Raw genomic sequence first — 17,788 nt, forward strand, 5'->3', positions numbered from 1 at the left:
CAGCATTAGCGATTAGACGATACCCGAGCGCAAGCCTAGGCTTAAAGCTGAACAGCCGCCGGTACCTCTGCTGATGAGCACTAAACCCCCGGCCTGTGCGGCGTCCACCCCGCTTGTGACTGCGCCCGCGGCCAGCAACACCTACGACTACTGCCACCTTGACGACGACAGCCAGGCCCATACCGCACTGGCCGAGGAAGTCGCGCTGGCGATCGCCTATAACGGCATCAGCCAGGCCGTGATGCTGGTCAGCCCCACGGACCTTGAAGACTTTATCGTCGGTTTCAGCATCGGCAGCGGCATCATCGCTTCGGCCAACGAGATCTACGACGTCAAGTTCACCGGCAACGGTTCTGCCGTGCATGCCGAAGTCGAGATTGCCAACCGCGCCTTCTGGAACCTCAAGACCCAGCGCCGGCAACTGGCCGGCACCAGTGGCTGTGGCCTGTGCGGTGTTGAGGCGGTGGAGCAGGCGCTGCCCGACCTTGCCGTGCTGCCCGGTGCTCCGCTGCCACCCGCGCAATGGCTGGCCGGCCTGCGCCAGCGCATGGATGCCTTCCAGCCCCTGGGCCAGCACTGCGGCGCGGTGCATGCGGCACTGTTCATGAACAACCAGGGCGAGATCCTCCTGGGCCGCGAAGACATCGGCCGGCACAACGCCCTCGACAAGTTGATCGGTGCCCTGGTGCGCCAGCACATCAGCCTCGACGGCGGCCTGGCGATCGTCACCAGCCGCTGCAGCCTGGAGTTGATCCAGAAGGTGCTGCGCGCCGGCATCCAGACCCTGGTCAGCCTGTCCTCGCCTACCGGCCTGGCCCTGCAGTGGGCACGGCGGCACAACCTCAACCTTATTCACCTGCCCAAACACAGCGCACCACGGGTGTTCAGCCCCGTGCGGGAGAACCGAACGTGAGCCTGCATCACCAAGCCGACCACAAGCCTGTGCCCCGCTACAAACCCTACCACGGCGCCGCTGGCGGCTGGGGCGCGCTGCGCAGCGTGGCCCAGGCCTGGATCGGCAGCGACAATGCCCTGAAGAACATCCGCGCGCTGCTCAAGACCAACCAGAACGGCGGCTTCGACTGCCCTGGCTGCGCCTGGGGCGACTCGCCGGAAAGCGGCATGGTCAAGTTCTGCGAAAACGGCGCCAAGGCGGTGAACTGGGAAGCGACCAAGCGCCGCGTCGATGCCGCGTTCTTCGCCCGCCACAGCGTCACTTCGCTGCTGGCCCAGAGCGACTACTGGCTCGAATACCAGGGCCGGCTGACCGAACCGATGGTCTACGACGCCAGCACCGACCGCTACCAACCAATCGACTGGGATGGCGCCTTCGCCCTGATCGCCGAACACCTGCAACAGCTCGAAAGCCCGGACCAGGCCGAGTTCTATACCTCTGGCCGGGCCAGCAACGAGGCGGCCTACCTGTACCAACTGTTTGTGCGCGCCTACGGCACCAACAACTTCCCCGACTGCTCGAACATGTGCCACGAGGCCAGCGGCGTGGCGCTTGGGCAGAGTGTCGGGGTCGGTAAAGGCACGGTGACTTTCGACGATTTCGAACATGCCGACGCGATCTTCGTCTGGGGCCAGAACCCCGGCACCAACCATCCGCGCATGCTCGAACCGCTGCGCGAAGCGGTCAAGCGCGGCGCCCAGGTGGTCTGCGTCAACCCGCTGAAAGAACGCGGCCTGGAACGTTTCCAGCACCCGCAGCACCCGCTGGAGATGCTCACCAACGGCGACCGCCCGACCAACACCGCCTACTTCCGCCCAGCCCTGGGCGGCGACATGGCGGTGCTGCGCGGCATGGCCAAGTTCCTATTGCAGTGGGAGCGTGAAGCCCAGGCCAGCGGTGCCCCGGCAATTTTCGATCACGACTTTCTCAACCAGCACACCCAGGACGTACTGGGCTACCTGGCCGCGGTCGACGCCACCTCCTGGGAGCAGATCACCGCGCAGTCGGGCCTGACCCTGGCCGAGATCAAGCAAGCCGCGCGCATGTACTGCAAGGCCAAGAAGGTCATCATGTGCTGGGCCATGGGCATCACCCAGCATCGCCATTCGGTGGCGACCATCCAGGAAATCGCCAACCTGATGCTGCTGCGCGGTAACCTCGGCGTTCCCGGTGCCGGCCTGTGCCCGGTGCGTGGCCACAGCAACGTGCAGGGCGACCGCACCATGGGCATCAACGAACGGCCGCCGGTGGCCCTGCTCGACGCCCTGGAGCGCCGCTTCGGCTTCAAGGTACCGCGCCACAATGGCCACAACACCGTCGAGGCGATCCGCGCCATGGCCGACGGCCAGGCCAAGGTGTTTATTGCCCTGGGCGGCAACTTCGCCCAAGCCACCCCGGACACCGTACGCACCGCCCAGGCCCTGCGCAACTGCGCGCTGACCGTGCAGATCAGCACCAAGCTCAACCGCAGCCACCTGCTGCATGGCAAGCAGGCGCTGATTCTGCCGTGCCTGGGCCGGACCGATATCGACCTGCAGGGCCAAGGCCCTCAGGCAGTAACGGTGGAAGACTCGTTCAGCATGGTCCACGCCTCCAATGGCCAGTTGCAGCCACTGTCGCGGCAAATGCGCTCAGAGCCTGCAGTGATCGCCGGGATTGCCAACGCCACCCTCGGTGCCAAGCCTGTGGACTGGAACTGGCTGATCGCCGATTACGGGCGCATCCGCGACCTGATCGACCAGACCATCCCCGGCTTTGACAACTTCAACCAGCGCCTGCAAAACCCGGGCGGCTTCTACCTGGGTAACAGCGCCGGCCAGCGGCAATGGAAGACCGCCAGCGGCCGGGCCAACTTCAAGGCCAACGCCCTGCCGGACGACCTGCTGCACGAGCGTGTGCGCGCCAGCGGCCAGATGCCGGACCTGATCATGCAGTCGATGCGCTCGCACGATCAGTACAACACCACCATCTATGGCCTGGATGACCGCTACCGTGGGGTCAAGGGCCAGCGCAACGTGCTGTTCGCCAATGAGGCCGACATCGTCCGCCTGGGCTTCCACCCCGGGGACAAGGCCGATATCGTCTCGTTGTGGAGCGATGGTCGCGAGCGGCGGGTCAAGGGCTTCACCCTGCTGGCCTTCGATATTCCGGCCGGCCAGGCGGCGGCCTACTATCCGGAGGTCAACCCGCTGGTACCGCTGGAGAGCGTGGGCGATGGCAGCCACACGCCGACCTCCAAGTTCGTCGCGATCCAGTTGCAACCTGCCAGCGACAACGCCCGGATCCTCTGACAGAATCGGCGGCAAACAGGCACAAAAAAGGCCCTGACATCACTGTCAGGGCCGCGTTCCAAGTAAGCTCAGACACGCGAAAAACGATAAAGTTTCACAGTGAAAACAGTAACTTAGAAAATTGTGTACAACTCGTGTTACTCGTCGGATTTCGTTTGCCAGCCCCCCTCCCCAGCCTCAGGATCGCCTCGTCATCCCTATGAGGCTTTCTTGATGAAGTACTCCTCGATTCTGTTGTTGTCTCTTGGCCTGCTCAGCGGCGTTGCCTCGGCAGGTGGCACCACCGAAGCCGGTATTGGCGGCGCATTGGGTGGGGTACTGGGCTCGGTGGTCGGTCAGTCGATCGGCGGCAGCACCGGCGGTGCAATCGGTGCGGGCCTGGGCGGCGCAGCCGGCAGTGCGGTCGGTGCCGACAAGCGCCAGCGCGGTGAAGCCGCAATCGGTGGTGCCCTGGGCGCAGCCGGCGGCAACGTGGTCGGCCGCAGCATGGGCGGCACCACCGGTAGCTATATCGGTGCGGCCGCAGGCGGTGGTGCCGGCGGCGCGCTGGGTAACTACATGGGCAACAAGGCCGATGAAGACGAGCGCGATGACCGTCGCTACCGTCGCGGCTACGACGACCGTCGTTACTACGACCGTGGCCACCACTACGGCCACCGCAAGCACAAAAAGCACTGGCGTCACCGCTGAAGCCTTTCGGGCTTAAGCCAAACTCCTAGTCCCTGCCCCCATGGGCAGGGATCGCTGCATCACCCCGCGCGTTACCGATCAAGCCCTGCAGGCCGATCTTCCGGCCAGTCCCGGCAGGCCCTGAATTCCCTTCTGCTTGCCAGCCACCTGTGACCTAGGGGCAACCCCGATTCTGGCGGTTATAGCCAGTAGCTATCATCGGCCGTTCCCAATCAGCCAATGGACGCAGGGAATGCGCAGCTATCACGCAAAGACGGCCCGATTGCCCTGTGCACGAGGGGTGTGAGATGCCTGCCGGCAGCCGCCCTCCGTTACTGAGCGAAGCCCAGTTCCTGCGCTTTCGCACCCTGGTCAGCCAGCGCACCGGCGTGTTCCTCGCCGCCGACCGCCGCGCCGCCGTGGCAGCGCGCCTGGGAAAGCGCCTGCGGCACCTGCAACTGGCCTCCTTCGAACAGTACCTGCATCTGGTCGAACAGCCTGATCAGCAGCAGGAACAACAGCGGGTGCTCGACCTGCTGGTTGCCCGCGACAGCTACTTCTTCCGCGAACATCGCCATTTCGAATTCCTCGCCCAGTGGCTGCGCGACATGCCCCGCCCGTTAAGGCTCTGGAGCGCTGCCTGCGCCTCTGGCGAAGAAGCCTACAGCCTGGCCATGGTCGCCAACGAACACGCCGTGAACGACGACTGGAGCGTGCTGGCCAGCGACGTCAGCCGCAACCTGCTCGAGCAGGCAGGCGAAGGCATCTATGACGTCGCCCAGGCCCGTTACTTTCCCGAAGGCTGGCTGCAACGCTACTGCTTGTGCGGCGTCGGCGAAATGGCCGGGCGCATGCGCATGGTGGCGTCCCTGCGCGAGCGCCTGCGGTTTCGCCCGATCAACCTGATCCAGTCGCTGCCCACCGACCTGGGCCTGTTCGATGTGATTTTTCTGCGCAATTTGCTGACCTATTTCAGTCAGGATGAGAAGCAGCGCGTGGTTCATCGCCTGCTGGCCTGCCTGCGCCCGGGTGGCCTGCTGCTGATCGGGCATAGCGAGAGCATCCACGGCCTCGACCTGCCCTTGCGGCCGATCCTGCCCTCGGTGTTCGAACGCCTATGATGGCCGGCGCTGTCGGGACCTGCGGCAGGCCCCCGATACTGATCGCGCCACCGCGCGGCAGCGCTCATCCGGACCGAGCAAACCTGCCGCCCCTCTTCTTTTGCGAAACAGGCTCGAACCCATGCTTTGCCGAATACTACTTGCCGATGACTCGCCGCTCTTTCGAGCGGGCCTGCGAGCGCTGCTCGAACAAAAAAAACAATACGCCGTAGTCGGTGACGCAGGCGACGGCATGACCGCTGTCGCCCTGGCCGAGAAGCTCAAGCCCGACATCATCCTGCTGGACATGACCGCCGACACCCTCGACAGCGAGCAGATCCTGCGTGAGCTGTTTTTGCGCGTGCCCTCAAGCCATGTATTGATGCTCTCGTCGCGCTCGGAGCTGGACTTCGTCATGCGTTGCCTGCAGCTGGGTGCTCACGGGTTTCTGCTCAAGAGCGCCACCGTACTGGAGCTGGAGCAAGCCCTGCAGGCGCTGAAAAACGGCGGCCAGTACCTGTCGTCAGCGGTGCTGCCGATGGTCATTGGCCAGGCGGTGAAGCACAGCCGCAAGCGTCCCAGCGGCAGCACCACGATGCAGTTGACTGCGCGCCAGCTGGAAATCCTGCGCTTGATTGCCCGCGGCGAGTCGACCCGCTCGATTGCCGACGGCCTCGGCCTGAGCGTGAAGACTATCGAGGCGCACCGCTCGCAGATCATGCATCGCCTGCAGATTCACGATGTACCCGGCCTGGTGCTGTTTGCCGTACGCGAAGGCATCATCCGCCTCAACGATTGAGCGGTCTCAGCCTTGCAAGCGCTCCAGTGCCGCCTGCAGCGTGGCCGGCAACTGCGCCGGCCGCCCTGACTCGCGCTCGACGAACACCTGCACCACCTTGCCGGCCGCGCAAGGCTGCCCGTCCTCGACCCGGAACAACGCCAACTGGTACTCCACCGAACTGCCCGCCAGGCGTGCCACCCGCAGGCCGACTTCAAGGGTGTCGGGGAAGGCCGGCAAGGCGAAAAAATCCGCCGCCGAACTGACCACGAACCCGGCCACCTCGCCTTCCTGCAAATCCAGCCCGGCCTGTTGCAGCAGGTAGGCCTGGATCGCAGTGTCGAAGTAGGCGTAAACCGTGGCACCGGCGATATGACCATTGAGGTCGCTGTCCTGCCAGCGGCTGAGGATCGGGTGCAGATGGCGGAAGGCTTGGCGTTGTGGGAGTTCGGACATGAGGGACCTGAGACACTTGTGGAAGAGTGCGAAGCTTCCCACAAACACTTCAGAAGCCCTATAGTTGCAATCAACTATAGATTGCATAGCATGGATCGACCTTATGAAGCAGAGACATTCACCCATGCCAACTCATAACATGGACCATGCCGAACTCAGCAAGATGGTCGAGATTGGCTGCATCAACACCACGCATGTAGTCGCGCAAGCGGGGGGCTGGGCTGTTCAAGTCTCCGCCAGGGACCAGGAGCACATACTCACTGCACAACGCAGTGGCAATGTCCGGTTGTTCAAAAAACTCGAGACGCTGGTGAGCTATCTCCAGGCGCTAGGCATTGACTACTTCAAGGTCGACACTTCCAGCTACGACCCCGAGACACTCCAGACCTATCAAAGACCTGATCGTGCCCAGGCCCTTAAAACAGCACATGAAGCGGCGGCCTACGAAACCTGGTTCAGCGCACAAGTCGAAGCCAGCCTGCAGGACACTACTCCGTCAATCGAGGATGATGAAGCTCGCCGCTTGTTCGCCGAGCGCCGCGCAGCGCTGAAAGCTCGTTCGCATTGATGAGACTGGTGTGGCGAGCCATGGCACTGAGCGACCGCGAACTGATCATGGACCACATTGCAGCCGACAACCCGGAAGCGGCAATCGCGCTGGACGAGGCTTTTGAAAGCAAAGCCCGGAAAGCGCAATACTCACCGACGATGTACAAAGCGGGAAGATTTCCCGGTACGCATGAAATCGTGGTTCGTCCCAACTACTTAATGATCTATCGCGTGGTGGAAGACTGCGTCGAGATCATCCGGGTGCTGCATGCCAGGCAACAATGGCCATGATTGAACAGCCGGAAAACAAAAAGCCGCCCCTGAGGGCGGCTTTTTGTTTACGCAGGCTTCAGCTTACAGCTGTGGGCCAGCAGCCTTGATGGCGTCGGACACTTCGAACTTCTTGAAGTTTTCGATGAACAAGCCAGCCAGGGCTTTTGCAGCTTCATCGTAAGCAGCCTGGTCAGCCCAGGTGTTGCGTGGGTTGAGCAGGTTGGCTTCAACACCCGGTACGGCCAGTGGCACGTCGAGGTTGATGGTGTCCAGGTGCTCGGTTTCGCTGCCGATCAGGGCGCCGCTCTGGATCGCTGCGATCACCGCGCGGGTGGTCGGGATGTTGAAGCGCTTGCCCACACCGTAGCCACCGCCGGTCCAGCCGGTGTTGACCAGGTAGACCTTGGAGCCGAAACCGCGGATACGCTTGATCAGCAGCTCTGCGTATTCGCCAGCCGGACGCGGGAAGAACGGCGCGCCGAAGCAGGTGGAGAAGGTCGACTTGATGCCGCTGCCCGAACCCATTTCGGTCGAGCCCACCAGAGCGGTGTAGCCGGACAGGAAGTGGTAGGCCGCTTGTTCTTCGTTGAGGATCGACACTGGCGGCAGCACGCCGGTCAGGTCGCAGGTCAGGAAGATGACCGCGTTAGGCTCGCCACCGAGGTTCTTCTCGGAACGCTTGGCAACGTGCTCCAGCGGGTAGGCGGCGCGGCTGTTCTGGGTCAGGCTGACATCGGTGTAGTCGGCGTGCTTGGCATCGTCGATGACGACGTTTTCCAGTACTGCGCCGTGCTTGATGGCTTTCCAGATGACCGGCTCGTTCTTCTCGGACAAGTCGATGCACTTGGCGTAGCAGCCACCTTCGATGTTGAAGACAACGCCTTCGCCCCAACCGTGCTCGTCGTCGCCGATCAGGTAGCGGCTTTCGTCAGCCGACAGGGTGGTCTTGCCGGTACCCGACAGACCGAAGAACAGGGTCACGTCGCCCTCTTCGCCGATGTTGGCGGCGCAGTGCATTGGCAGCACGTCGGCAGCCGGCAGCAGGAAGTTCTGTACCGAGAACATGGCCTTTTTCATTTCACCGGCATAACGCATGCCGGCGATCAGGACTTTCTTCTGGGCGAAGTTGAGGATCACGCAACCATCGGAGTTGGTGCCGTCACGCTCAGGCACGCACTCGAAGTTGGCAACGTTGAGCACTTGCCACTGGTCACGGCCAGCAGGGTTGTACTGTTCAGGATTGATGAACAGGCAACGACCGAACAGGTTCTGCCAGGCAGTCTGGGTGGTCATCTTCACTGGCAGGTAGTGATCGGCAGCCGCGCCTACGTGAACGTAGGAAACGAAGTGATCCTGGGCGTTGTTGAACGCCTCGACGCGGTCCCACAGGGCATCGAACTTGTCGGCCGGGAACTTGCGGTTGATCGGGCCCCAGGCGATGGCGTCCTGAGTGGACGGCTCTTCGACGATGAAACGATCCACCGGCGAACGACCGGTACGGTGACCGGTTTTCACGACCAGCGCGCCAGTATCGGCCAGCTCGCCTTCACCGCGGTTCAGCGCTTCTTTTACCAGCTCATCGACGCTCAGGTCGGTGTAGACGGTGTTGTTGGCTTGCGTCATGAGATTCCCCATCCGGCCTGCGGCCGAGTGCTCCAAACGTTTTGTAGTAGAGCTTTGAAAACTACTACAGCGAAAAAAGTGGCCGGATTATGCCAGAAACGCCCAAAAAAAGTAGGGCCCTCCTGTCAGAACGGCGTGTTTCCGGCGTTAGACAGGAGATTTACCTGTGGTGAAACGTTTTAGTGACGAGTATCTGACGGTGTGTCTACACCGCCACCGGCGAACAATTGCTCGATATCGGCGGCATCAAATTGGTAGCGCTGATTGCAGAACTGGCAATCGACTTCGATCTGGCCGCCATGCTCGTTGATCAGCTCCAGCGCGTCATGCTTGCCCAGGCTCACCAGGGCATTGCCGGAGCGCTCACGGGAGCAGCTGCAGCGAAAATGCAGCGGCTGGATATCGAACAGGCGCACGGCATCCTCGTGATACAGGCGATGCAGAACGGTCTCGTTGTCCAGGCCTAGTAATTCCTCAGCCTTCAGGGTATTGGCCAGCGCCTTGACGTGGTTCCAGCTTTCCTCGCGTTCCTCAATGTCCTTCTGGCGGTCGGCCGGCAGCTGCTGCACCAGCAGACCACGGGCACGAATGCCGTCGGCGGCCAGGGTGATGCAGGTGTTGACCTGCTGGGACATGACGAAATAGTTGGTGAAGCATTCCGACAGATCCTTGCCGTCCAGTTCCACCGTGCCCTGATAGCGCTGGCCGTTGACCGGAATGATGGTCAGCACCAGGTGGCCGCCAGGCATCAGATCGGCGAGGGTTGCATCATCCTTGATCTGCTCGGCCGCATAACGGGCCAGGCCACGAATTTCGTGCTCGCTGGTGCACTCGATAGCCAGCAGGGGCACCGGCCCGCTCGACTGCGCCTGGAGGATCAGCAGGCCATCGAACTTCAGCGTACCGACCAGCAGCGCGGCTGCCGCCATCAGCTCGCCGAGCAGCTGTGCCACAGGCTGCGGATAAGGGTGCTTGGCCAGCACTTCGGCGTAGCTGCGCTCCAGCCCGACCATTTCACCGCGAACGTCGCGGTCGTCGAAAAGGAAGCGTTGTGTGTAGTCGGTATCTGGCAAATCGGACATGGGCTTTGGCTTTCTGAATGATGACAAAATAATTTCAAGGGCCTATAAAGCCCAGTCTAGAGCACCAGAATGGTGCACTCGTGGTTCGCAGCAAAGAGGTAGTTTATGGACAATTCTTCACTGTTCCAAGCAAGGTGGGCTTGGGGTCCCTTGATTCTCTGCACGGTTTTGCCCGTTGCTCTACTGTGTTTCTGGTTGTGGCCTGTTGGCCAGATCATCTGCCTGACTTTCGACGAATGGCTGTTTCACCTGCTCAACCGGCCACTGGCCGACAATAGCGTCTGGCGTTACATCTGGACCGTCGGCAGCCTGCGCCCGTTCGATATTGTCGTCGGCCTGATCCTCCTCAGCCTGCTGATCCGTGGCGACTGGGTATTCAAGGCCAGCCAGGTGCGCCAGGCCTTCTTCGGCTTCTTCGCTACCCTGGTCCTGCTGCTGGTGATCCGCGCGCTGTTCTCGAAATGGATGAACGCCATGGGCTGGCAGCACAACAGCCCGTCGATGGTGTTCAGCGATGCCATTCACCTCAGCGACTTCTACCCGCAACTTGAAGCACGCTGGGAACTCAAGGACCGCTCCAGCCAGAGCTTCCCTGGCGATCACGCCTCGGTGCTGCTGATCTGGGCGATGTTCATGAGCCTGTTCAGCCGCAAGCTGCTACAGCAATTGCTGGTCTGGGCCCTGGCGCTGCTGTTCATGTTGCCGCGCCTGGTGGCAGGCGCGCACTGGGGCCAGGACGACTACATCGGCGGCGTGCTGATGGCGGTACTGGCCTTGGGCTGGAGCTGCTATACCCCGTTTGCCGCCAAGGCCAGCGCTGCCCTGATGCGCCTGAGCGCACCGCTGTTCGAGCTCATGGCGCGGCTGCCACTGCTCGGGCGCCTGAATGTGGTCAACCCGCGCGCTTAACCGGCGCTGTCATGCAACTGATGCAGCTGGCGCCGCTGTTTCTTGGTGGGCCGGCCATCAGTGCTGACCCCCAGGGCACCGGCCTTGCGCATCGCCGCAGCCTGTTCCCGGCGGGCGATGCTCTGCGCGGTTTCCTCGTATAGCGCCTGAGCTTCAGGCGCGCCGCGACGCACTACCGACAGCGCCTTGACCACCACCGTACGCTCGTCAAAGCCGGTACGCAGGACGAACTCATCGCCCAACCGCGGCTCCTTGCCCGGCTTGCAGCGCTCGCCCCGGCAATGCACCTTGCCGCTTTCGATGGCCGCCTTGGCCAGCGCCCGGGTCTTGTAGAAGCGCGCCGCCCATAGCCATTTGTCCAGACGGACCTTGTCATCCTCTTCCGGCTTTTGTGCCATGACATTTCCCCACTTATTTTCGTAAAGGGAACTGTACTACCGTATCTGGCGGATGCAAAAAACACGCGGCGTGCTTACAGTTCACCGACCTGTCGTTCATGCCCGCCCTGGTGCCTGACGACTTACTACGCTGGTTGAGCATTTTGAAGACATTTGACCATTTGACCGTGATCGGCCTGCGCGAGTGGGTGGCCCTGCCGGACCTCGGCCTGGCCGGCCTGCGGGCCAAGATCGACACCGGCGCCAGCACCTCGAGCCTGCACGCCACCGAAGTCGAACCCTTCGAGCGCGATGGCGAACAGTGGGTGCGTTTCAACGCCCATCTGGGTTCGGTGGTACAACTGCGTCACCGGCGCTGCGAGGCGCCGCTGGTGACGATGAAAACCATCAAGAGCTCCAACGGCCAAGCCCAGACCCGCTACGTGATCCGCACGCCCCTGGCGCTGGGTGACCGGGTGTGGGAGGTGGAATTCACCCTGGCCTGCCGCAAGGCCATGCGCTATCGCCTGTTGCTCGGTTCCAAAGCCCTGATCCATGGCCAGTTGGTGGTCAACCCGGGGCTCAAGTACGTTCAGGACAAGCCGGCATTCCCGGCCACTATCACTCCCTCCACAGGTGTTGCATGAAGATCGCCGTGCTGTCGCGAAACCCGCGTCTGTATTCCACTCGTCGCCTGGTCGAAGCCGGTACCGAACGAGGCCATGAGGTGGTTGTGATCGACACCCTGCGCGCCTATATGAACATTGCCAGCCATAAACCGCAGATCCACTACCGCGGCAAGCCGCTGGAAAACTTCGACGCGGTGATCCCACGAATCGGCGCTTCGGTGACCTTCTACGGCTGCGCGGTGCTGCGCCAGTTCGAAATGATGGGGGTGTTCCCGCTCAACGAATCGGTGGCCATCGCCCGCTCGCGGGACAAGCTGCGCTCGCTGCAGCTGCTGTCGCGCCGGGGTATCGGCCTGCCGGTCACCGGTTTTGCCCACTCGCCGGACGACATCCCCGACCTGATCCAGATGGTCAATGGCGCGCCGCTGGTGATCAAGGTGCTCGAAGGCACCCAGGGCATCGGCGTGGTGTTGTGCGAAACCACCAAGGCGGCCGAGTCGGTGATCGAAGCCTTCATGGGCCTGAAGCAGAACATCATGGTCCAGGAATACATCAAGGAAGCCGGAGGCGCCGATATCCGCTGTTTCGTGGTCGGCGACAAGGTCATCGCCTCGATGAAGCGCCAGGCCAAGCCCGGTGAGTTTCGCTCCAACCTGCACCGCGGCGGCAGCGCCAGCCTGATCAAGATCACCCCGGAAGAGCGCATGACCGCCATCCGCGCCGCCAAGGTCATGGGCCTGAGCGTGGCCGGTGTGGATATCCTGCGCTCCAATCACGGCCCGCTGGTGATGGAGGTCAACTCCTCGCCTGGCCTGGAAGGCATCGAAGTCACCACCGGCAAGAACGTTGCAGGGATGATCATCGAACACCTGGAGAAGAATGGCGGGCCGAACCTGACCCGCACCAAGGGCAAAGGCTAAACAGCGTCGCGCGGCAGCATCAGCCCCAGCGGCAGCCGCACCCGCGCCTCCAGGCCGCCGCCTGAACGGTTGCGCAACTGCACATTGCCACCGTGCTGGGCGGCGATCCGCTTGACGATCGCCAGGCCCAGCCCGGTGCCCTTGCCGCTGCGGGCACGGTCGCCGCGGATGAACGGGTTGAAGATGCCCTCCAGCTCGCCCGGGTCGATCCCGGCGCCGCGGTCGAGCACGCTCAATACCACGTAGGGCGCGCCATTCTCGCCAGACACATAGGCCGCCACTTCAACGCCCTTGCCGGCGTGGTACAGGGCGTTGCCGATCAGGTTGTTGAGCAAGCGCTTGAGCGACACCCGGCGCAGCGGGAACGGCGGGATCGGCTCCAGGCACAGGCGCACCTGTTCCTCCGGCTGGTTGAACGGCGCCACCACCTCACGCACCAGTTCACTGAAATCGACCTCTTCGACCGGCTCATCGCGACCATCGCGGATGAACGCCAAAAACTGGTCGAGAATCGCGTCCATGTCTTCGATATCGCGGACCATGTCGTCGGTCAGGTCGCTTTCGTTGGCCAGCAACGACAACGACAGGCGCAGGCGCGTCAGCGGTGTGCGCAGGTCATGGGAGACCCCGGCGAGCATCAGTTCACGTTCGCGCCCGGCCTGCTCGACATCCTCGGCCATCTGGTTGAAGGCACGGTACACCTCGGTCATTTCACTCGGCGTATCGCTGATCGGCAAGCGCACGCTGCGCCCCTGGCCCAATTGCCGGGCGGCGAACACCAGACGCTTGAGCGGCTGGTTGAGCTGGCGCACGAAAATCCAGGCCGAGGCGGTCGACAACAGGCCGATGGCCAGGAACCAGCCAAGCACGCTCCAGATCTTCTGCCCACGCAGCGGATGCGGATACAGCGGCACCTTCAGCCAGCCATCGCCCAGGCTCGGCGCCCGTACCCACAAGGCCGGCGGCGCATGTACACGCAGGCGCACCTCGGTGTCGGCGCCAAGTTCGGCCTGCATCTGGCGCTGGTAGATTTCGCTGTACGGCCAGTGCTGCTCACCCTCGGGCACCCCGGAGCCAACCACCCGGATCAGCCCCGCCGCCTCGGCGATCTTGTCGCGATCGGACTCATCGGCAGCCCAGTAGGCGCGCAGGGTCAGGGCCACGCCATGGCTGTATTGGCGGTCGACCAGCACGTCCTCGTTCATCAGCAGGTACACCAGGGTCAGGGCCTTGGAGAACAGCACAACGATCAGCACCAGCCAGAGGGTGCGGGCGAAGAAGCTTTGCGGGAACCACAGGGGCGTTTTCATCGACAACGGCTACACACTATGCGGGAACGAGCGGGGCTCGCAGGCTTTGCAAAGCGCTGCACAGGCAAAAACAGGGCAACCCCGAAGGCCTGCCCTGCTGGCGGTGAGCTACTCCTGCAAACGAAACATCACTTGCTGGCATTACCATCCGGCACAAACACATAACCAACGCCCCAGACGGTCTGGATGTAACGCGGCTTGGACGGGTCGGGTTCGATCATCCGGCGCAGGCGCGAGATCTGCACGTCGATGGAGCGTTCGAGGGCGTCCCACTCGCGGCCACGGGCCAGGTTCATCAGCTTGTCGCGGGTCAACGGCTCGCGGGCGTGCATCACCAGCGCCTTGAGCACGGCGAACTCACCGGTGGTGAGCATGTGCACTTCTTCGCCGCGCTTGAGTTCGCGGGTGGCCAGCGACAGCGCGTAGTCGCCGAAGGTGACGGTTTCGTCCTCGCTGCCCGGTGCACCCGGTACTGCCGGGGCCTGGCGGCGCAGCACGGCCTTGACCCGGGCCATCAGTTCGTCGGGGTTGAACGGCTTGGCCAGGTAGTCGTCGGCACCCAGCTCCAGGCCCTTGATGCGGCTCAGCTCGTCGCCCTTGGCGGTGAGCATGATGATCGGGATCTGGTTGTTGGCGGCGCGCAGGCGGCGGCAGGCGGTCAGGCCGTCTTCGCCGGGCAGCATCAGGTCGAGCACCACCAGGTTGAAAACCTCGCGGGCCAGCAGGCGGTCCATCTGTTCGGTATTGGGTACTGCACGGGCGCGATAACCCTTGCTGGTGAAGAACCGTTCCAGCAGGCTGCTCAGGCCCGGGTCATCGTCGACGATGAGAATTTTGTCGCCTTCGGCGGTTTGTGCAGTGCTGCTCATGGGTAGCTCCTCTAATCTCGGCACGCATTATGGCTTAGCCATCAATGGCCGTGCCGTGTGCATTGTTAGCAGATTTTTCCCCGGGTGCCAGTATTGCCGGGCCGACAACTGGCCTGCTGCTATCACCGCAAGCCGGACGCGCTGGGTATAATGCGCCGCTTTCAGCCAGCGCCGCATTGACCACAAGCGCTCTACAGCGCCCGCCCGCGGCCTTTGTATTCACAATTTGTCAGGTGGTTTTATGGACAGCATCAACAGCCGCATCGCCGAGGAACTCGGTGTCCGCCCACAACAGGTCGAAGCGGCCGTGGCTCTACTTGATGAAGGTTCGACCGTGCCTTTTATCGCCCGTTACCGGAAAGAAGTCACCGGTAGCCTGGATGACACCCAGCTGCGTCACCTTGAAGAGCGCCTGCGCTACTTGCGCGAGCTGGACGAACGGCGTGTCAGCATCCTTGCCAGCATCGAAGAGCAAGGCAAGCTGACCCCGGAACTGGCCCGTGAAATCAAATTGGCCGACACCAAGACCCGCCTCGAAGACCTGTACCTGCCGTACAAGCAAAAGCGCCGCACCAAGGGCCAGATCGCCCTGGAAGCCGGCCTCGGCGAGCTGGCCGACGGCCTGCTGAGCGACCCGCAACTGAGCCCTGAAACCGAAGCCGCGCGTTTCGTCGACGCCGAAAAAGGCGTGGCCGATGTCAAAGCCGCCCTCGAAGGCGCCAAGTACATCCTCATGGAGCGCTTTGCCGAAGACGCCAGCCTGCTCGACAAGCTGCGCAGCTTTCTCAAGCAGGAAGCGGTGCTCAGCGCCCGCCTGGTGGCCGGCAAGGAAGAGGAAGGGGCGAAGTTCCGTGACTACTTCGAGCACGACGAAGTGCTCAAGAGCGTACCGTCGCACCGCGCCCTGGCGATTTTCCGCGGCCGCAACGAAGGCGTGCTGTCCGCTTCGCTGAAAGTCGGCGAAGAACTGCCGGGCACCCTGCACCCGTGCGAAATGATGATCGCCGAGCGTTTCGGCCTGCAAAATCAGAACCGTCCTGCCGACAAATGGCTGGCCGAAGTGGTGCGCTGGACCTGGAAGGTCAAGCTCTACAGCCACCTTGAAACCGACCTGTTCGGCGAGCTGCGCGACAACGCCGAAGGCGAGGCGATCAACGTCTTCGCCCACAACCTGCACGACCTGCTGCTGGCCGCCCCGGCCGGCCCGCGCGCCACCCTGGGCCTGGACCCGGGCCTGCGCACCGGTTGCAAGGTCGCCGTGGTCGATGCCACCGGCAAGCTGCTGGACACCGCCACCGTCTACCCGCACGTACCAAAAAACCAGTGGGACCAGACCATCGCCGTGCTCGCCGCGCTGTGCGCCAAGCACTCGGTCGAGCTGATCGCCATCGGTAACGGCACCGCCAGCCGCGAAACCGACAAGCTCGCCGCCGAACTGATCAAAAAATATCCAGCGCTGAAAATGACTAAGGTCATGGTCTCCGAAGCCGGTGCTTCGGTGTACTCGGCCTCGGAGCTGGCGGCCAAGGAGTTCCCGGACCTCGACGTGTCGATCCGTGGCGCTGTGTCGATCGCCCGCCGCCTGCAAGACCCGCTGGCGGAACTGGTGAAGATCGAGCCGAAATCCATCGGTGTCGGCCAGTACCAGCACGATGTTTCGCAGTTGAAGCTGGCCCGTGGCCTGGATGCGGTGGTCGAGGACTGCGTGAACGCCGTCGGCGTCGACGTCAACACCGCGTCGGTGGCGCTACTGGCGCGCATCTCCGGCCTCAACAGCACCCTGGCACAGAACATCGTCGCCCACCGCGACGCCAACGGCGCCTTCAAGACCCGCGCCGCGCTGAAGAAAGTCAGCCGCCTGGGCGAAAAAACCTTCGAACAGGCCGCAGGCTTTCTGCGCGTCATGAACGGCGACAACCCGCTGGACGCCTCGGCGGTGCACCCGGAAGCCTACCCGCTGGTGCAACGCATTGCCGCCGAGACCGACCGTGACATCCGTTCGCTGATCGGCGACAGCGGCTTCCTCAAGCGCCTGGACCCGAAGAAGTTCACCGACGAAACCTTCGGCCTGCCGACGGTCACCGACATCCTCCAGGAACTGGACAAACCCGGCCGCGACCCACGCCCGGAGTTCAAGACCGCCGAGTTCCAGGAAGGCGTCGAAGACCTCAAGGACCTGCAACTGGGGATGATCCTCGAAGGCGTGGTGACCAACGTCACCAACTTCGGTGCCTTTGTCGACATCGGCGTGCACCAGGATGGCCTGGTGCATATCTCGGCGCTGTCGGAGAAGTTCATCAAGGATCCGCGTGAAGCGGTCAAGGCCGGCGACGTGGTCAAGGTCAAGGTCATGGAAGTCGACATCCCGCGCAAACGCGTCGGCCTGTCGATGCGCATGAGCGACACCCCGGGCGAGAAGATCGACGGCGCCCGTGGCAGCCGCCCGGGCTCGGCCCCGCGCCAACAGAGTGCCCCAGCCCGCGCCAAGGAAACCCCGGCACCGGCCAACAACGCCATGGCCTCGCTGTTCGCCAACGCCAAGCAGCTGAAGAAGAAGTGATGACGGTTCCCGACGACGTCGTCTTCAGCGCCTTCAGCCAGTTGCTCGGCTGCCGTCTGCAACGCCTGGAAAACGGCGTTGCCGAGGTGGCCATGGCCCTGGAGCCGCACCTGCGCAACCGCGGCGGCAAGCTGCATGGCGGGGCAATCTTCAGCCTGGTCGACACCACCATGGGCCTGGCCTGCTCCAGTTCCCATGGTTTCGACCAGCAGAGCGTGACCCTCGAATGCAAGATCAACTACCTGCGCGCGGTCAGCGAAGGTGACGTGCTGTGCATCGCCCGGGTGCTGCATGCCGGGCGGCGCACGCTGGTGGTCGACGCAGATGTACTCCAGGGCGACAAACTGGTGGCAAAAGCACAGGGGACTTTCGTCGTCCTCTAGCCGCAAATGGCCAAACTGCGGTACTTTCGGCAGAGCGCAGGCGCTGCCGAAAGCC

At 63.0% G+C, this 17,788-nt stretch carries 18 protein-coding genes; 12 read left to right on the top strand and 6 right to left on the bottom strand.

What is annotated here, in order from left to right; translation table 11 throughout:
- Positions 1-73: 73 nt before the first annotated feature.
- The 5 genes from fdhD (at position 74) to ACZ9A3_RS22380 (ending at position 5,814) form a co-directional block, all read left to right on the top strand.
- Complete coding sequence (fdhD, locus tag ACZ9A3_RS22360; protein WP_045201171.1) at positions 74-913, top strand: formate dehydrogenase accessory sulfurtransferase FdhD; 840 nt, start codon at positions 74-76, stop codon at positions 911-913.
- On the top strand, positions 910-3,246 hold the full coding sequence (locus tag ACZ9A3_RS22365) for an FdhF/YdeP family oxidoreductase (RefSeq protein ID WP_476253132.1): 2,337 nt from the start codon (positions 910-912) through the stop codon (positions 3,244-3,246). The genes fdhD and ACZ9A3_RS22365 overlap by 4 nt, the downstream gene beginning before the upstream one ends.
- Positions 3,247-3,456: 210 nt before the next feature.
- Positions 3,457-3,936 carry a glycine zipper domain-containing protein gene (locus tag ACZ9A3_RS22370; RefSeq protein ID WP_176794206.1) on the top strand — a complete coding sequence of 160 codons (480 nt, stop codon included), beginning with the start codon at positions 3,457-3,459 and terminating at the stop codon, positions 3,934-3,936.
- 287 nt (positions 3,937-4,223) lie between these two features.
- Complete coding sequence (locus ACZ9A3_RS22375; protein ID WP_401290645.1) at positions 4,224-5,036, top strand: CheR family methyltransferase; 813 nt, start codon at positions 4,224-4,226, stop codon at positions 5,034-5,036.
- Positions 5,037-5,157: 121 nt separating this feature from the next.
- Positions 5,158-5,814: a response regulator gene (locus tag ACZ9A3_RS22380; protein WP_026001197.1), complete on the top strand. Its 657-nt coding sequence runs from the start codon at positions 5,158-5,160 to the stop codon at positions 5,812-5,814.
- 6 nt (positions 5,815-5,820) lie between these two features.
- Here the strand turns inward: ACZ9A3_RS22380 and ACZ9A3_RS22385 are convergent, their stop codons facing one another.
- Positions 5,821-6,249 (bottom strand): acyl-CoA thioesterase, encoded by a 429-nt coding sequence (locus ACZ9A3_RS22385; protein WP_093378395.1) that lies wholly within the window; start codon positions 6,247-6,249, stop codon positions 5,821-5,823.
- 103 nt (positions 6,250-6,352) lie between these two features.
- On the opposite strand from ACZ9A3_RS22385, the gene ACZ9A3_RS22390 reads away from it, so the two are divergent.
- Together ACZ9A3_RS22390 and ACZ9A3_RS22395 are read left to right on the top strand one after the other, a co-directional pair.
- Positions 6,353-6,817: a hypothetical protein gene (locus ACZ9A3_RS22390; RefSeq protein WP_230090912.1), complete on the top strand. Its 465-nt coding sequence runs from the start codon at positions 6,353-6,355 to the stop codon at positions 6,815-6,817.
- Positions 6,817-7,089 carry a type II toxin-antitoxin system RelE/ParE family toxin gene (locus ACZ9A3_RS22395; protein ID WP_093378391.1) on the top strand — a complete coding sequence of 91 codons (273 nt, stop codon included), beginning with the start codon at positions 6,817-6,819 and terminating at the stop codon, positions 7,087-7,089. The genes ACZ9A3_RS22390 and ACZ9A3_RS22395 overlap by 1 nt, the downstream gene beginning before the upstream one ends.
- A 63-nt stretch (positions 7,090-7,152) precedes the next feature.
- Here ACZ9A3_RS22395 and ACZ9A3_RS22400 read toward each other — a convergent pair whose 3' ends face one another.
- Together ACZ9A3_RS22400 and hslO are read right to left on the bottom strand one after the other, a co-directional pair.
- The gene (locus ACZ9A3_RS22400; RefSeq protein WP_476253133.1) at positions 7,153-8,694 is read right to left on the bottom strand and encodes a phosphoenolpyruvate carboxykinase; all 1,542 of its coding nucleotides are present in this window, start codon (positions 8,692-8,694) and stop codon (positions 7,153-7,155) included.
- Positions 8,695-8,873: 179 nt separating this feature from the next.
- Positions 8,874-9,776 (bottom strand): Hsp33 family molecular chaperone HslO, encoded by a 903-nt coding sequence (hslO, locus tag ACZ9A3_RS22405; RefSeq protein ID WP_045201165.1) that lies wholly within the window; start codon positions 9,774-9,776, stop codon positions 8,874-8,876.
- 105 nt (positions 9,777-9,881) lie between these two features.
- Here hslO and ACZ9A3_RS22410 point away from each other — a divergent pair, with 105 nt between their 5' ends.
- Positions 9,882-10,685, top strand: coding sequence for a phosphatase PAP2 family protein (locus tag ACZ9A3_RS22410; protein WP_093378385.1), 804 nt, complete (start codon positions 9,882-9,884; stop codon positions 10,683-10,685).
- Here the strand turns inward: ACZ9A3_RS22410 and ACZ9A3_RS22415 are convergent.
- Entirely contained in the window at positions 10,682-11,083 is a 402-nt protein-coding gene (locus ACZ9A3_RS22415; protein WP_038998195.1) for an RNA-binding S4 domain-containing protein, read from the bottom strand. The two genes, ACZ9A3_RS22410 and ACZ9A3_RS22415, sit on opposite strands and share 4 nt — an antisense overlap.
- A 143-nt stretch (positions 11,084-11,226) precedes the next feature.
- Between ACZ9A3_RS22415 and rimB the strand changes: the two genes are divergently transcribed.
- Complete coding sequence (gene rimB / locus ACZ9A3_RS22420; RefSeq protein ID WP_038998194.1) at positions 11,227-11,709, top strand: retropepsin-like aspartic endopeptidase RimB; 483 nt, start codon at positions 11,227-11,229, stop codon at positions 11,707-11,709.
- Positions 11,706-12,611 (top strand): 30S ribosomal protein S6--L-glutamate ligase, encoded by a 906-nt coding sequence (rimK, locus tag ACZ9A3_RS22425; protein WP_010221234.1) that lies wholly within the window; start codon positions 11,706-11,708, stop codon positions 12,609-12,611. The genes rimB and rimK overlap by 4 nt, the downstream gene beginning before the upstream one ends.
- On the opposite strand, the gene ACZ9A3_RS22430 is transcribed toward rimK, so the two are convergent.
- Positions 12,608-13,921 (bottom strand): ATP-binding protein, encoded by a 1,314-nt coding sequence (locus tag ACZ9A3_RS22430; protein WP_038998193.1) that lies wholly within the window; start codon positions 13,919-13,921, stop codon positions 12,608-12,610. The two genes, rimK and ACZ9A3_RS22430, sit on opposite strands and share 4 nt — an antisense overlap.
- Positions 13,922-14,049: 128 nt before the next feature.
- Complete coding sequence (ompR, locus tag ACZ9A3_RS22435; RefSeq protein WP_195885264.1) at positions 14,050-14,790, bottom strand: osmolarity response regulator transcription factor OmpR; 741 nt, start codon at positions 14,788-14,790, stop codon at positions 14,050-14,052.
- A 241-nt stretch (positions 14,791-15,031) separates the two neighbouring features.
- Here ompR and ACZ9A3_RS22440 point away from each other — a divergent pair, with 241 nt between their 5' ends.
- Positions 15,032-17,350, top strand: coding sequence for a Tex family protein (locus ACZ9A3_RS22440; RefSeq protein WP_093378382.1), 2,319 nt, complete (start codon positions 15,032-15,034; stop codon positions 17,348-17,350).
- Entirely contained in the window at positions 17,350-17,733 is a 384-nt protein-coding gene (locus tag ACZ9A3_RS22445) for a PaaI family thioesterase (protein WP_045201161.1), read from the top strand. Before ACZ9A3_RS22440 ends, ACZ9A3_RS22445 begins: the two co-directional genes overlap by 1 nt.
- The last annotated feature ends 55 nt before the right edge of the window (positions 17,734-17,788 follow it).

This window comes from Pseudomonas sp. TE4620 (genome assembly GCF_056279045.1).

Excerpts from the sequence above, each read along its gene's own strand:
- fdhD (WP_045201171.1), top strand. The coding sequence starts at position 74 with ATGAGCACTAAACCCCCGGCCTGTGCGGCGTCCACCCCGCTTGTGACT.
- ACZ9A3_RS22375 (WP_401290645.1), top strand. The coding sequence starts at position 4,224 with ATGCCTGCCGGCAGCCGCCCTCCGTTACTGAGCGAAGCCCAGTTCCTG.
- ACZ9A3_RS22380 (WP_026001197.1), top strand. The coding sequence starts at position 5,158 with ATGCTTTGCCGAATACTACTTGCCGATGACTCGCCGCTCTTTCGAGCG.
- ACZ9A3_RS22385 (WP_093378395.1), bottom strand. The coding sequence starts at position 6,249 with ATGTCCGAACTCCCACAACGCCAAGCCTTCCGCCATCTGCACCCGATC.
- ACZ9A3_RS22390 (WP_230090912.1), top strand. The coding sequence starts at position 6,353 with ATGAAGCAGAGACATTCACCCATGCCAACTCATAACATGGACCATGCC.
- ACZ9A3_RS22395 (WP_093378391.1), top strand. The coding sequence starts at position 6,817 with ATGAGACTGGTGTGGCGAGCCATGGCACTGAGCGACCGCGAACTGATC.
- ACZ9A3_RS22400 (WP_476253133.1), bottom strand. The coding sequence starts at position 8,694 with ATGACGCAAGCCAACAACACCGTCTACACCGACCTGAGCGTCGATGAG.
- hslO (WP_045201165.1), bottom strand. The coding sequence starts at position 9,776 with ATGTCCGATTTGCCAGATACCGACTACACACAACGCTTCCTTTTCGAC.
- ACZ9A3_RS22410 (WP_093378385.1), top strand. The coding sequence starts at position 9,882 with ATGGACAATTCTTCACTGTTCCAAGCAAGGTGGGCTTGGGGTCCCTTG.
- ACZ9A3_RS22415 (WP_038998195.1), bottom strand. The coding sequence starts at position 11,083 with ATGGCACAAAAGCCGGAAGAGGATGACAAGGTCCGTCTGGACAAATGG.
- rimK (WP_010221234.1), top strand. The coding sequence starts at position 11,706 with ATGAAGATCGCCGTGCTGTCGCGAAACCCGCGTCTGTATTCCACTCGT.
- ACZ9A3_RS22430 (WP_038998193.1), bottom strand. The coding sequence starts at position 13,921 with ATGAAAACGCCCCTGTGGTTCCCGCAAAGCTTCTTCGCCCGCACCCTC.
- ompR (WP_195885264.1), bottom strand. The coding sequence starts at position 14,790 with ATGAGCAGCACTGCACAAACCGCCGAAGGCGACAAAATTCTCATCGTC.
- ACZ9A3_RS22440 (WP_093378382.1), top strand. The coding sequence starts at position 15,032 with ATGGACAGCATCAACAGCCGCATCGCCGAGGAACTCGGTGTCCGCCCA.
- ACZ9A3_RS22445 (WP_045201161.1), top strand. The coding sequence starts at position 17,350 with ATGACGGTTCCCGACGACGTCGTCTTCAGCGCCTTCAGCCAGTTGCTC.